General features: G+C 36.3%; 10 protein-coding genes. 5 read left to right on the top strand and 5 right to left on the bottom strand.

Annotated elements, in window-relative coordinates:
• Window positions 1-4: 4 nt before the first annotated feature.
• From B9T35_RS16180 to pepN, 3 genes are all read right to left on the bottom strand, one after another.
• Window positions 5-1162, bottom strand: coding sequence for a hypothetical protein (locus B9T35_RS16180; protein WP_086192127.1), 1158 nt, complete (start codon window positions 1160-1162; stop codon window positions 5-7).
• Window positions 1163-1444: 282 nt separating this feature from the next.
• Window positions 1445-1558: a hypothetical protein gene (locus B9T35_RS18875; protein WP_086192126.1), complete on the bottom strand. Its 114-nt coding sequence runs from the start codon at window positions 1556-1558 to the stop codon at window positions 1445-1447.
• Between the two features lie 121 nt (window positions 1559-1679).
• Window positions 1680-4286 (bottom strand): aminopeptidase N, encoded by a 2607-nt coding sequence (gene pepN / locus B9T35_RS16170; RefSeq protein WP_086192125.1) that lies wholly within the window; start codon window positions 4284-4286, stop codon window positions 1680-1682.
• Window positions 4287-4581: 295 nt separating this feature from the next.
• Here pepN and B9T35_RS16165 point away from each other — a divergent pair, with 295 nt between their 5' ends.
• Together B9T35_RS16165 and B9T35_RS16160 are read left to right on the top strand one after the other, a co-directional pair.
• The gene (locus B9T35_RS16165; RefSeq protein WP_086192156.1) at window positions 4582-4926 is read left to right on the top strand and encodes an SMR family transporter; all 345 of its coding nucleotides are present in this window, start codon (window positions 4582-4584) and stop codon (window positions 4924-4926) included.
• Window positions 4927-4935: 9 nt separating this feature from the next.
• Window positions 4936-5496: a TetR/AcrR family transcriptional regulator gene (locus tag B9T35_RS16160; RefSeq protein WP_086192124.1), complete on the top strand. Its 561-nt coding sequence runs from the start codon at window positions 4936-4938 to the stop codon at window positions 5494-5496.
• A gap of 199 nt (window positions 5497-5695) precedes the next feature.
• On the opposite strand, the gene putA is transcribed toward B9T35_RS16160, so the two are convergent.
• Complete coding sequence (gene putA, locus B9T35_RS16155; RefSeq protein WP_086192123.1) at window positions 5696-9445, bottom strand: trifunctional transcriptional regulator/proline dehydrogenase/L-glutamate gamma-semialdehyde dehydrogenase; 3750 nt, start codon at window positions 9443-9445, stop codon at window positions 5696-5698.
• A 120-nt stretch (window positions 9446-9565) separates the two neighbouring features.
• Between putA and B9T35_RS16150 the strand changes: the two genes are divergently transcribed.
• Window positions 9566-10054: an Lrp/AsnC ligand binding domain-containing protein gene (locus tag B9T35_RS16150; protein WP_086192122.1), complete on the top strand. Its 489-nt coding sequence runs from the start codon at window positions 9566-9568 to the stop codon at window positions 10052-10054.
• Window positions 10055-10118: 64 nt separating this feature from the next.
• Here the strand turns inward: B9T35_RS16150 and putP are convergent, their stop codons facing one another.
• Complete coding sequence (gene putP / locus B9T35_RS16145) at window positions 10119-11618, bottom strand: sodium/proline symporter PutP (protein ID WP_086192121.1); 1500 nt, start codon at window positions 11616-11618, stop codon at window positions 10119-10121.
• Window positions 11619-12066: 448 nt separating this feature from the next.
• Between putP and aspA the strand changes: the two genes are divergently transcribed.
• Together aspA and B9T35_RS16135 are read left to right on the top strand one after the other, a co-directional pair.
• Window positions 12067-13518, top strand: coding sequence for an aspartate ammonia-lyase (aspA, locus tag B9T35_RS16140; protein ID WP_086192120.1), 1452 nt, complete (start codon window positions 12067-12069; stop codon window positions 13516-13518).
• A 170-nt stretch (window positions 13519-13688) separates the two neighbouring features.
• A complete protein-coding gene (locus B9T35_RS16135; RefSeq protein WP_086192119.1) occupies window positions 13689-14612 on the top strand; it encodes a DUF4349 domain-containing protein in 924 nt (307 codons plus the stop codon).
• Window positions 14613-14739 lie beyond the last annotated feature (127 nt).

The following is a 14739-nucleotide window of genomic DNA, read 5'->3' as shown; positions in this document are numbered from 1 at the left end:
CTTATTACATAAAATAATGATCTTGATGCTTACATTTACGGCAAGATAAAGTCACATAATTTTCAGCATCATATTCGACATTTAAGTCATTTGAGCCACAATACATACAGCGCTTTACTGAATAGAAATTTAAACGAGGCTCAATTTTTTTCCATGAACGCCAGATGGGTTGGAAAAAGATATTTTCGTCATAACCCAAAAAACGAAAAAGTAAGATATCACTCATTTTACTGAAAGGGATATTTTGTGGTCGAGGAAGTGTAGGGGTTTCCCACTTTTCAGTCGTTGAGCGTTCGCGATATTGCTGTAATGTTTTCTTTAATAAGTTGGTATTAATGAAATTTTCATTGCGTACTTGTAATATTTTTTGTTGATGTAAATACTCTAAAGCCGTTTGCACTAAATAATAAATTTGACCTAATGCTAAGGATTCAAGTAAACGATAGCAGAATGTTTGAAAAGCATTATTACCAGCAATTTGAATGCCCCAAGTACGGCAATAGTGTTGCATGAATTGTACGATTTCTTGGTAGAGCACAATATATAAGGTACTTTTCACTTCTTCAGTGGTACGAAAAGGTATTCCAAGACTCAAATTTTCATAAAACCAATGACGTAATTGCTGAGTAACGCTATATAGGCTTGGTTCTGAATAGCCGTCTAATCGGACATTAATATAATAGGTATGTGGGTCATCTGAAAAATCCTTTGGAACGAGTACATTGTCTCGTACCAATTGTTTCATTAGATGACTTTGAAAAAAATAATTGGGAGTAATGGGACGATATTTAATTTCTTCCCAACGAATAAACTCATTATAAACATGACCTTCTTGAACATGTCCATCCAAAAGACTGAGTAAAAACAGCTTATGTAAAAAATTAAGTTGGTCTAAGCTATGTTCTACGATATCTTTTTTTTGTTTAATTTTACGTTGCTCTTGCAACAGTGTTTCTTTTAATAGTTTTTTACGCTTGTTTTTACAACTTTCACAATGACAATTGTGTTTATCATCTTGAAAAAGTTGATGCTTACAATGGCTACACTCATGAAAATTAAGCTCTTGTTCAAATTCTTCTGCTTCAATGAAATACATAGATGCTCGGCAAAGTGGGCAAAATGTACTTTCATCTAACTTTTTTTTAAGAATCTGAAGCAACATAGAAGGAGCCAATTAAAATAATGCAAAAGTAATTATACACAGAACGACTTCGCAACGGTTTTAAACTTTGGCTTTGGTATTTTTAGATCATTAAAAAGATGTAAAAAATAAGGTCGACCTTAGATCCATATTGATTGATGAAAATGGATCTAAGATCTGTTTAATTTTAACGGTAAACAAAATAGCTTTTCGATAAAATTAGTTTAAATAAAATTGCTGATTATTTTAATATATCCATATAAAAATCATTCCATTTTAGTTCATCATAAAAGGGTTCCACTTTTAAGCTGGGTTAAGAATATAAATATACACCGTTAAAAAAATAAGCAGTAAAAAAGCAAGTGTAAGATAGCTATTGAGTGTGTTGAAGCTTCTAATAAATTTTAAGATATCCATACTTATACATTAAACGAATTAATCGGTAGAATTTTACTATAAAATAAAAAGTTCTTATAATTTTTTTAAGTAAACAGCCTAGAGATTATATCTAAGCTGTTGATTTTTATGTAAAAATATATTAAATGCTCAACATGCTATTCAATGTCTCAACCACATTTTTAGACTTCACATCAGATTTTAAGCTTTCAAGGCGTTGTTTCACTTCACTACGCTGTGGTTCTGCAAGCGTATACCAACGAGATAAGACCTGTAAAAGGCGAGAGCCTAAAATTGGATTTTTCTCATCTAGGTATTTGGCTAAGTCAACAAAATGTTGAACACCAAAACTCCAAGCATTGATTGGATTAGCATTTAGACCACCACTTACTGAGCGAATTCGATTGGGCGTACCTAAATCATAATCAGCATGTGATGTGAGATATTGAATTGTTTCAGCATTTGCTTTTGGATGTGCGGCTTGAACCATAAACCATTGGTCTAAAGATAATGCTTCATCTTTAAAGCGACGATAGAAATCTTGCAATGCGTTACTTGCTTGAGGTGCATCATTCCAAACCAATACTTTTAAAGCGCCTAAACGTTCAGACATATTGCCAGTTTCTAAATACTGGCTATACGCTAAATCAAAGACATCAACATCGCCTTGGCGAGCCATCATTGAAAGCATAATATTTTTAAGCGCACGTACACCCATGGCTTGAGAAAAATCTTTTTGTGCGATTGGATCAAGTGATAAGTAGGTTTCTTTACAGAAATCACCTAAACCCTTTGCCAAAGTATTGACTAATTTTTCACGACTTTCATGAAGAGCCGATGGTTGATAGTTGGTATCAATCCGACTACCTAAATAGCCTTCTGAAGGAATATCAAAGAGACGTGATGCCAATAATGGATCTTTGGCAATGACAAATGAGAGTGTCTGTTGAATTGCCTCAATATAAACTTGTGCATCATGACCTTCTAATAAAATGCGCTCAAGCAAAGTCTGAGTTGCTTGCCATTGATTAAAACCATTGGTTTCGTATTGAAGCAGGAATGCTAATTCTTCATCAGAATAATTAAAGTCAAGATTAACAGGCGCAGAGAAATTACGAAGCAGTGAAACCACAGGTTTCTCAGTAACACCTGTAAATTCAATCACAGCTTCATCTTGATCAAATAAATACACGCCATCTTGAACATTATTCTCAAATAAGTCATGAGATTGCAATGTATATTGTTGACCTGTTTTTGCATCAAAAAGTGCCAAAGCCACAGGAATAGGTACGGCTTTTAAGTTTGGATATTTAGGATGTGCTTTCAGGCTTTGTTTAAAGCTTAAGGTATATGTTTGTGCAGATGCATTATATTCACCTTTCGCTTCAAGTTTTGGCGTACCCGGTTGGTTATACCAAGTCAGGAATGCTGATAAATCAACACCTGAACCCGCGCTTAAAGATTCAACCCAATCTTCAACAGTGACTGCTTGACCATCATGGCGTTTAAAGTATTCATCGGTGCCTTTACGGAATTTTTCTTTACCCAATAAAGTCGACATCATGCGGTTAATTTCCGCACCTTTTTCATACACAGTTGCCGTATAGAAGTTATTAATTTCGACAAAATGATCTGGACGAGGAGGGTGTGAAAGTGGCCCCGAATCCTCTGGGAATTGATGTGCTTTTAATACCGCCACATCATCAATACGTTGTACGGCAGCAGACTGTAAATCTTCAGAGAATGATTGATCACGGAAAACCGTTAAGCCTTCTTTTAAACAAAGTTGAAACCAATCACGACACGTAATACGGTTACCTGTCCAGTTATGGAAGTATTCGTGTGCAATAACGGATTGAACGCGCATGATTGATGCATCAGTTGTATATTCTTCATCAGCCAATACACAAGAGGTATTAAAGATATTTAAACCTTTATTTTCCATTGCTCCCATATTGAACTGACTGACAGCAACAATCATATAATTATCTAAGTCATACGGACGACCGTAGTGTTCTTCATCCCAACGCATTGAGTGTTTTAATGCTTCCATTGCGATGTGGCATTTTGGAATATCTTTTTCAATAGCATAGATTTCTAAAGCAACATCTCGCCCTTCAGAGGTGACAAAATGGTCTTTTAATACCGCCAAATCACCAATTACACAGGCAAATAAATAACTTGGTTTTTTTGTTGGATCCTGCCAAATCGCATAATGACGGTCTCTACCTGTTTCACCTGTTTCAAGTAAATTACCATTCGCTAGTAATACTGGAAATTTTTTGTCGGCTTCTACACGAGTTGTAAAGACAGAGAGGACATCTGGACGGTCTGGGTAGAAGGTGATTTTACGGAAACCTTCAGGCTCATTTTGAGTGACAAATAAATCGCCTGCTTGGTATAAACCTTCAAGCATTGTATTTGATTCAGGATGAATCACGACTTCGATTTTTAAATTTACCTGATCAGGTGTATTTAGAATAATCAATTGTTCTGAGTCGAGTTGATAGTCTTTTTCAGATAATATTTGATCATTTAATGTAATAGATTTTAGTTCTAAATCACGACCCAGTAATACCAAATCACCAGAAGTTTGGCGTTGCATTACGAGCGTAGAGTTTACCTGAGTATGGTCATCATAAACTTGAATATCTAAATCAATTGATTCAACAAGATAAGACGGTTTTTGGTAATCTTTAAGATAAACAGTTTGATCTGCTTCAACCACTGGGTTTGCCGCGATATTCATATAATGTCCTAATCCTGTAGTCTAAATTTAGATAAATAAATGCTGATGATCTTATCTGATCATACGTCAACTTTAATTGAGTGTCTGTGTTGTTCATTTAATTTTATATATGGGTATCAGCGTGATTGTTTTCAATTGATCAGATGAATAATTTAAATAGAATGGATTTAAAATAAACAAATGCTAAAGGGTTTACACATAAACATCTTAGATGAAGTATTCATTGCTAATTTTGGATGAATTAAATAACATACCAATCAGGTGGTATCTTTTATTTATGGTTGTAAATTCGGTTATGAACTCTGTCTTATTTGCATATACGTTATTGGGTTTGGCAATTATTTCTGAAGTAACAGGCTCAACTTTTTTGGTGAAGTCTGAAGGTTTTACAAAGCTATGGCCGTCACTTGCTGTCATTGTCCTTTTTAGTATTGCTTTCTATCTACTCTCACAAGTGATTAAAGTCATTCCATTGGGCATTGCCTATGCAATTTGGGCAGGTGTAGGCATTATTTTGACGGCAATTATTGGCTATTTTGTATTTAAGCAAAGTTTAGATGCAGCCGCTATGGCTGGAATTGGATTGATTGTTGCAGGCGTTGTAGTGATTAATTTATTCTCAAACTCAACAGGGCATTAAAGGTTATTCATGAATAATGCTTATCAACGTAAAAAAGAACCCGAATTGGTTCGCCAACGAATTTTAGACAGTGCGATACAATTGGCCACAGAAAAGGGTGTGGCAAGTATGTCCATCCAAGCTGTTGCAGATATGGCAGGTGTGACGAAAGGTGGTGTATTCCATCACTTTGCCAATAAACATCTGTTGATTGAGAATATGCTTCAATACATATTGATGCAGTTTGATCAGGAAGTTGATCACCAGATTACGCAAGACTCACAGCCCTATGGTTGTTTTACTCGTGCATATATTGAATTAACCCTGACCAATGAAGCCTTTGGTGTACATTCTTTATGGGCTTCACTGTCTATGATTATGGTGACTGAAAAATCATTTAGTGATTTATGGAACAACTGGTTAGCGCAGCGTCTACAACGTCATGAAGCTACTGATTCAGACATACAATTAAAAATTTTACGTTATGCAGCAGATGGCGCTTGGTTTATTGAAAGTCTAGATCCGAAAAAAATGGATGATTTACTGATTTTGAAAGAGGAATTAATCCAAAGATCATATTCGCCTACATAAAAAATCCAAGCCTAAATTAGATTAGACTTGGAATGGAAAATATTCTTCTTAGACTTTATTTTGATCCAGTAATCTAAGAAGCTAAATCATCAATATTTTAAATTAAACATCTTGCATAACGTTTTTTAGTCTTTCCTTAAAGAAGAAAAATAAAAGAGCTTTTGAACGCTTATGCAAAATGTCTATTCTTAATTTGAAATTAACTCTGTAAAGTCATTAAGCTTGCATTACCACCTGCGGCAGCAGTATTGATGCTAATCGCACGTTCAATTAACAGTCTTTCCAAAGGAATATGTTGACCTTCATTGAGATGGGTAATGCCAACAATAGCGCCTTTGCGTTGTGCAATGTGTTTTTGTAGGGTTAACAAATCTGCTTGCTCACCTTGAAAAAATACTGCATCAAAAGCATCCGTTTCAATACTTTTAATCACATGCAAACTTTTGCGTAAAGTTTCAGGCATGCTTTGAATATTTTTCAACATAAATTGATTGTCATGCAAAATCACAGGTTGGCTACCAACAGCATAAATTGCTGCTAATTGTTGTAGTTGAGCCTGTTCATTTCTTGCAATTGATAACGTCAGTTTGCGTGGAACAATCGCATATTGATTACTTTCACCTGTTGGACCTGGCAGTTGATAAATTCCCAAAGGTGCATGCATTTCGGTAAGCTTTTGTTGAGGATATTGCTGTTTTGCCCAAGTTATGAAGGCTTGATAAAGTGCAGGCTGTGCCTTTTCTATAGCAATATCTTGAATGGTTCCAAAAGGATGCTGTAATGCAGATGGGTTATGTTGCATTAATTTATACAAATACATTGGACCACCTGCTTTAGGACCTGTACCTGAAAGCCCTTCACCACCAAAGGGTTGCACGCCAACCACAGCACCTACAATATTACGATTGATGTATAAATTACCGACTTCAGCTTTCTGAATCACGGTTTGAATGGTTTCATCAATACGGGTATGTAAACCCATGGTTAAACCATAACCTGTATTGTTGATCTGCTCAATGAGTTGGTCTAATTCGCCATATTTATAAGTAATAATATGCAAAACAGGGCCAAATACTTCACGTTTTAGATCTTTTAGATTTGGAAGCTCAATCAGGGTTGGTAGAACAAAAGTACCTTGTTTGAGTGCCTGATCATTCTGATTAAACATGAATTGATGGACAGGGTAGCCTTTTGCTTTCATTTGTTGAATATGATTTTGAATATTGCTTTGTGCTTCTGTATCAATCACTGGCCCAACATCGGTATCTAAATAAATCGGATTGCCAAGGTTCAATTGTTGCATTGCACCTTTGAGCATTGCGATTAAATTGTCTGCATTGTCTTTCTGCACACAGAGAATACGTAATGCTGAACAACGTTGTCCCGCACTATCAAAAGCAGAGTTTACAGCATCTAAAACCACTTGTTCAGTGAGCGCAGATGAATCTACAATCATTGCATTTTGACCGCCCGTTTCAGCAATCAAAGGAATAGGGTGACCAGTCGGACTAAGGCGTTGGGCCACTGTTTTCTGTAAGATTTTGGCAACTTCAGTTGAACCTGTAAACATAATTGCTTGAATACGATCATCTTGGCTGAGTTGTGCGCCAACTGTTTCACCACGACCGGGTAAAAGCTGTAAGACTGATTGGGGAATACCAGCTTCCCATAAAATTTTAATTGCTTCTGCAGCAATTAACGGCGTTTGTTCAGCAGGTTTTGCAATGACACAGTTTCCTGCCGCTAAAGCCGCAGCAATTTGACCAGAGAAAATTGCTAATGGGAAATTCCACGGACTAATACAAAGCACTGTACCTAAGGGTTGAATGCTTGAGTTTTCAATCGATTTTACTTGTTCTGCATAATAACGTAGGAAATCTACAGCTTCACGCACTTCAGCAATACCATTGGAATAGGTTTTTCCTGCTTCTCTACACAGTAAAACCATAAGCGCTTGCATGCGTGCTTCCATTAAGTCCGCAGCTTTTAAAAGGAAATTGGCTCGTTCAGTATTGGTGGTCTGTTGCCATATTTGAAATGCTTCACAAGCCTGATTCAATGCAACATCAACATGCTGTTTTTCTGTTTCGTAAACGACACCGACAATATCTGCATGATTAGCAGGATTGATAATTTTTTGAGGTGAAAGTGTTGTTAAATCAATTGAATCAGCATCTTGCATCAATGGCTGACTTTGCCACGTATGTTGAGATAAATCTTTAACTTGCTGATTGAGTTGCTCCAATTCAGCATCATTGGCTAAATCTATGCCATGTGAATTTGCTCGAACAGGTTTGACTAAATCTTTTGGCAAGGGAATAGCAGGGTGTTTCTCGCCAATTTTTCCAGTTTTTTGCGCCGTTTGTTGAATTTCATGAATTGGATCTTCAATCAGATCTTCAACTTTTAAATTTTTATCTGCGATGCGATTGACGAATGAGGTATTGGCACCATTTTCCAAAAGGCGTCTTACTAAATACGCCAACAAGGTTTCATGATTACCTACAGGTGCATAAATACGGCATGGAATTCCAAGTTTATGATCTGTAATATTTCCAACCACTTGTTCATAAAGTGGTTCGCCCATGCCATGTAAGCATTGGAACTCGTATTGACCACTATAATATTGATCAGGATTTGCAAGATTGTAAATGGCAGCAAGGGTTTGCGCATTGTGTGTCGCAAATTGTGGGTAAATATGCTCAGGTGCAGCAAGTAGTTTTTTTGCACAGGCAATATAAGACAAATCAGTATGCACTTTACGGGTAAAGACAGGGTAATCTGCCATCCCATCAATTTGTGCTTTTTTAATTTCGCTGTCCCAATATGCGCCTTTCACCAATCGAATCATCAATCGTTTTTGACTACGTTTTGCCAGATCAACAATATAGTCAACCACATAGAAACAACGCTTTTGATAGGCTTGAATTACAAATCCAATGCCTTTCCAATCGGCTAATTCAGGTTCAAAGCATAATCGTTCTAATAGTTCTAAAGAAATTTCTAAACGATCAGCTTCTTCTGCATCAATATTTAAGCCGATATTGTAGTTCTTCGCTAATACTGCTAATTCTAGCATTTTGCCATACAGTTCATCATGTATACGGGCAATTTGCGCACGTTGATAACGTGGATGTAAAGCTGAAAGTTTGATCGAAATACCAGGACCTGCATAAACATCTTTCTCACCCGATGCTTTACCAATGGCATGAATGGCTTGGGTGTAATCTTCAAAATAACGATCAGCATCATGTTCGGTTAGTGCAGCTTCACCTAACATATCGTAAGAGTAGCGAAAGCCTTTATCCTCTAAAGCTTTGGCATGATCTAAGGCTTCTGCGATGGTTTCACCCGTTACGAACTGTTCACCCATCATACGCATCGCCACATCCACGGCTTTACGGATGATCCCTTTACCACTACGGGCTAAAAGTGAGGTTAAAATACCAGAAAGGCTATTTTGTTTCGGTGTTTCCATCAACTTGCCAGTGAGCATTAAGCCCCACGCGGCAGCATTGACGAACATGAGGCTACTTTGTCCTAGGTGTTCTTTCCAACTGCCTTGATTGATTTTGTCACGAATCAGTAAGTCACGTGTTGCACTGTCTGGAATACGCAATAACGCTTCTGCAAGACACATCAATGCAATCCCTTCCTGAGATGACAATGAAAACTCTTGTAATAAACCTTGCACGATCCCTGCTTTACCCGCGGAACTTTTACGTTCACGTAAGGTATGTGCCAAATTAAAAGCCAAATCATAAATCTTTTGATTCAGTGCTTCATCAATCACCGTATGTTCAAGTAGGTTTTCAACGCATTCAGGTTCACTGCGTCGCCATGCAGTATTGATTGCAACTTCATCATCTGTTTTTTCTTTGAATTCTGTAATGTAGTCAAAGCTTGGGAGAGCTGAAAGGGGTTGAGAAGCAGTATCTGTCATATTCATGTCAACATCCTGTGACGGGGAAATATTTTTGTTGAGGTTTTAACCTTATATAATTTATCATCACAGAAAATTTGCCGAATAACTCACTATATTTTGATTATTTTTTAGAGAATAATTCGTATGACGAATCAAATTTCAACACTTGATCGAACAGATATAAAAATTTTAGATATTTTGCAGAAAGATGGAAAAATTTCTAATGTTAAACTTGCAGAAGAAGTGAATCTTTCAGCAACTGCTGTATTGGCTCGTGTGCAAAAACTGAGTAATGAAGGCTATATTTTAGGATATGAAGCGAAGTTAAATCCTGAATTATTAAATTCAAATTTCGTCGTATTTGTTGAAATTTTACTAGATAAAACCACACCGAATGTTTTAGATTCATTTTCAGATGCTGTGGTTCAATATCCTGAGATTATGGCATGTCACATGATTAGTGGTGGTTTCGACTTTTTGGTTAAAATTCGCTGTAAGAATATGGAAGAGTTTCGCCGTATTTCAGGTCAAATTTTATGGCAATTGCCTGGTGTGAAAGAAACGCGTAGTTATCCTGTGATGGAAGTGATTAAAGACAGTGGGCAATTGAATTTACCAACCAAATTTAAATAATGATTTTTTTCATAAAAATAAAGGCGCATTGAGCGCCTTTATTTTGAATCTATTTTTGCATAAATTATAGATTTTTCATTTCATGTTCATAGATTTTTTCTGATTTTTCAAAACGCTCAACAACTTCATCACTTGGTGCTTTATCCATTAAACTCACCACGATAATGCTGATGAAAGATAAAATGAAGCCAGGAACAATTTCATAAAGACCTAAAGATGACATGGTGTTTTTCCAGATAATCACGGTTAAAGCACCCACGATCATTCCGACTAAAGCTCCATTCAAAGTCATTCGTTTCCAGAACAATGACAAAATAATCAATGGACCAAATGCTGCACCGAAACCTGCCCACGCATAGGCAACTAAGCCTAAAACTTTACTATCAGGGTTCATGGCTAAGATAATCGCCAGTACAGCAATCGCCAATACCATCAAACGACCTACCCAAACCAATTCACTTTGAGACGCATCTTTGCGTAAAAATGCTTTGTATAAATCTTCTGTGAGGGTGGTAGAACATACCAGTAATTGGCAACTTAAAGTACTCATGACCGCAGCCAAAATAGCAGCCAAAACAATACCTGCAATCCATGGATTAAATAAAATTTTGGTTAATTCCATAAACACAGTTTCAGGGTTTTTGGTGACTGTAGCTGCCAATTCTGGATGAAGTTGGAAGTAAGCAATACCGATATAACCCACAGCAACAGCACCACCTAAGCAAAGAATCATCCATGCCATACCAATACGGCGAGCATTTGGAATAGAACGTACTGAATCGGCAGCCATGAAACGAATGAGAATATGCGGTTGACCAAAATAGCCTAAGCCCCACGCCATTGATGAAATAATGGCAATAGTACTCACGCCAGTAAACATATTCGATGCATGCGGACGAGCAACTTCAATTAGTTGAGTGAACTGAGCTGTATCACCTAGTGCAAGATAAGTCATGATGGGTGCGAGGAGTAATGCAAAAATCATTAATCCTGCTTGGAAAGTATCTGTCCAGCTAATCGCTAAAAAGCCACCAATACATACGTAACTCATGGTTGCAATTGCACTTACCCATAATGCAGTGGTGTAATCCATGCCAAAAATACTTTCGAATAAACGTGCGCCAGCGACCATGCCTGAAGCACAATAAATGGCAAAGAAAACTAAAATAACCAATGCAGAGATAATACGTAAGATCTTTTTCTTATCGCCAAAGCGACCTGTGAAATAATCTGGGAGTGTTAGCGCATTATTCTGGACTTCAGTATGTACGCGTAAACGTCCAGCGACTAAATACCAGTTAAGCCATGCGCCAATAATTAAACCAATGGCAATCCAAGATTCAGATAAACCAGTTAGGAAAATAGCACCGGGTAAACCCATGAGTAACCAACCACTCATGTCGGATGCACCTGCTGAAAGTGCTGTTACAAAACTACCTAAGCTTCGTCCACCTAAAATATAGTCATCGAAGCTGGTGGTTTTTTTATACGCGTATAAACCTATGCAGACCATCACAATAATATAAAACAAAAATGTGATGACAGTGGGGTTGAGGTAGTCCATAGAAAATCCTTGTGTCCATTTGGATGTATTCGTCCAAGCTTTATTTTTATGTTTAGTGAATTAACGAATAGATTCAAACACAAAAGTAAAAAAAAAAGATGTGATTTTTATAAGGTGATTAATCACACCTTTTGTATCGGTTTGTACAAACAGTTACATTGTTTGAATGTACAACAAATATGACGTTTAATTAATAGAATTTTTCTATTGGACTGAAGATTGTCAATATAAGAATATTTTTTATTCAATTTATATAAAAAATTTAAAAATAAATAAAATTACGGTCGATACTTTTTGTCATTTACAGATTGTAACAAGAAGAACATATTGAATGTAATTCATAATAATGATTTGCCAAAAGCGCATTATTTTTAACCTATGAATTTTAAAATTAAGGTATAGAATTTTTCTATTGCATAAACAGTATGCATTTTTGTGAGTAATCATTGTGGAAACGGTTCAAGCTGAAACAACAAGAATAGAAAAAGATTTGCTAGGATCACGTGAAGTTCCAGCAGAGAGTTATTATGGTATTCATACTTTAAGAGCTTTAGATAATTTTAAAATATCGAAGCATACGGTTGGTGAGCAACTCAACTTTATTAAAGCATTAGCACAAGTTAAAAAAGCATCAGCACAAGCCAATTTATTTTTTGCTCAAATAGATGAAGCTAAAAGCCATGCAATTCAAAAGGCTTGTGATGCTTTAATTAATACGCCAGAACAATGGAGTTATTCATTTCCATCAGATGTTTTTCAAGGAGGAGCAGGAACTTCAATTAATATGAATACCAATGAAGTCATTGCTAATATTGCATTGGAGTTTTTGGGCTATGCAAAAGGTCGTTATGATGTGATTCATCCGAATGACCATGTTAATAAATCTCAATCGACCAATGATGTCTATCCAACCGCATTGCGTTTAGCATCTTATTATTCTTTTGATGAATTATTCGTTCAGATGAATAACTTAATTAGCTCACTTGTTTTAAAAGCCAGTGAGTTTCAATACGTTCTTAAAATGGGGCGTACTCAATTACAAGATGCCGTACCCATGACACTTGGACAAGAGTTTCATGCATTTGCCACTTTATTAAAAGAAGATGTACGCTTAATTAAAAAAACACGTGAATTATTATTAGAGATTAATTTAGGCGCAACAGCAATAGGCACTGGGGTCAATACACCTCATGGTTATGCAACAAAAGTGAACGAATATTTAAATGAAATTTCAGGTCTACAATTACGTGGTGCAGAAGATTATGTTGAAGCAACCAGTGATTGTGGTGTCTTCATTATTTTATCCAGTACATTAAAACGCTTGGCTGTAAAACTTTCAAAAATTTGTAATGATTTACGCTTATTAAGTTCTGGTCCAAGAACAGGTTTATGGGAAATACGTTTACCTGAAATGCAAGCAGGTTCTTCGATTATGCCTGCAAAAGTTAATCCTGTGATTCCAGAAGTAGTGAACCAAGTTGCTTTTAAGGTAATTGGAAATGACTTAACAATTACATTTGCTGCTGAGGCAGGGCAATTACAGCTTAATGTGATGGAACCCGTGATTGCAGTATCACTGAATGAATCAATTGATTTATTGGTCAATGCTATTAGAACTTTGGATGAAAAGTGTATTCAAGGGATTATTGCAAATGAAAAAACTTGTTTCGATGCAGTGATGCGTAGTGTCGGGATTATCACTTTACTTGATCCAATTTTAGGTCATGCAAAATGTGATGAAATTGGAAAGCAATGTATTGTTGAAAATAAAACCATTCAAGAAGTTGTTTTAGAACAGGGATTATTAACGCAGGAACAATTGGATCAGATTTTCTCTTTTGAAAATATGATCTCTGAAATTGCGATACAAAATTATGATGATGTTCCAGTTCATCGGTAGTTTGTGTTCTATGGGCATATCTCAAAGTGCCTCGTAAATAAGGTATGAATTGAACAAAGCACAAAAACGGTTACTGAGTTAACCGTTTTTGTTTTTTAGCTAAAATATAGACAATTATGTATAATGCGAAAAACTTACATCTATAACCTACTAAAAATATTGTGATTTATATGAATAATAAACTGTTAACTGTACTTTTAGCCTGCTTACTCAGTGCAGGTTGTGCTAAAAAAACTGAAGAAGCTGCTACAGATGCCAGCTCATCCAATCAAGATGTTCAAGTTGCAGCAGAAGCGAAAGAAACAGCGGATGTGGCAGATGCGGTTGCCGCAAATGAATCCAATACAACACCTGCAACCACAGATAAACCAAACGTTATTCTGAATACAGAAGTCAGCCAAGCTGAGACTTCACGCCGTATGGTACGAGAAGCCAGTGTCAATTTTACAGCCAAAGATGTGGTCAAAACGGCTTTAGAAATTGATAAATTGACTTTTCAGGCGGGTGGTTTTATTGAACAGAAGAATATCAATTTTGATGTGTTAGATACGCAATCCCAGAAAATTGGTGATGGTAAAATTCGTGTTTTTGAAAAAGTGAACCCACATGCTGAAATTATTGTACGAGTGCCAAGTGATAAAGCAGCAACTTATGTGAATCAACTTTTACCCCTGATGTATTTTTTGAACCAACAACAATATTCTGCAAAACGTTATGAGTTGAAATTACTAGAAGAAAAAATTAGCCAAACCCAAACGGTGCCAAGTGATACACGTCGTGCGCAATTGGGCGAAATTGCACGTTTAACGCAGTTGGAAGTACAAGATCGTGTTCGTTATAGCACCATTAGTATTAGTATTATTCAGCCTGCAACCGTAAGAGAAAAACTCGATGTTGATGTAGATGCAGTGGCTCGTTTAAACGGGGATAGCTTCTGGAAACGTGCTTGGAATGGGGTGCAATATGGATGGCAATTTATATTGGATTTATTGGTGATCTTGATTACGATTTGGCCACTGTATTTAATTATCATTGTTGGTTTTTTACTGTATCGAATTACAAAGCCTCTATTAAATAAAATATTCAAAATTTAGAGTTTGAATTCAATCTATTTATTAGATCTCTTGCATAAATTAGCTTTTAATTAACATTTACTTATAAATGGATGTCCTCCTCTCCTTAAAAAGAAGAGGGCTAGGGAGAGGATGATCTTTTGATTCC

Origin of the sequence: Acinetobacter sp. ANC 3832, from assembly GCF_002135415.1 — a bacterium.
Lineage (GTDB): Bacteria > Pseudomonadota > Gammaproteobacteria > Pseudomonadales > Moraxellaceae > Acinetobacter.
The sequence above is the reverse complement of the archived record's forward strand: the minus strand, read 5'-3'. Positions and strand labels throughout refer to the sequence as shown.

What these genes read in the sequence shown, in the direction of transcription:
- B9T35_RS16180 (WP_086192127.1), bottom strand. Translation starts at nt 1,162, where the DNA reads ATGTTGCTTCAGATTCTTAAAAAAAAGTTAGATGAAAGTACATTTTGC.
- B9T35_RS18875 (WP_086192126.1), bottom strand. Translation starts at nt 1,558, where the DNA reads ATGGATATCTTAAAATTTATTAGAAGCTTCAACACACTCAATAGCTAT.
- pepN (WP_086192125.1), bottom strand. Translation starts at nt 4,286, where the DNA reads ATGAATATCGCGGCAAACCCAGTGGTTGAAGCAGATCAAACTGTTTAT.
- B9T35_RS16165 (WP_086192156.1), top strand. Translation starts at nt 4,582, where the DNA reads ATGAACTCTGTCTTATTTGCATATACGTTATTGGGTTTGGCAATTATT.
- B9T35_RS16160 (WP_086192124.1), top strand. Translation starts at nt 4,936, where the DNA reads ATGAATAATGCTTATCAACGTAAAAAAGAACCCGAATTGGTTCGCCAA.
- putA (WP_086192123.1), bottom strand. Translation starts at nt 9,445, where the DNA reads ATGAATATGACAGATACTGCTTCTCAACCCCTTTCAGCTCTCCCAAGC.
- B9T35_RS16150 (WP_086192122.1), top strand. Translation starts at nt 9,566, where the DNA reads ATGACGAATCAAATTTCAACACTTGATCGAACAGATATAAAAATTTTA.
- putP (WP_086192121.1), bottom strand. Translation starts at nt 11,618, where the DNA reads ATGGACTACCTCAACCCCACTGTCATCACATTTTTGTTTTATATTATT.
- B9T35_RS16135 (WP_086192119.1), top strand. Translation starts at nt 13,689, where the DNA reads ATGAATAATAAACTGTTAACTGTACTTTTAGCCTGCTTACTCAGTGCA.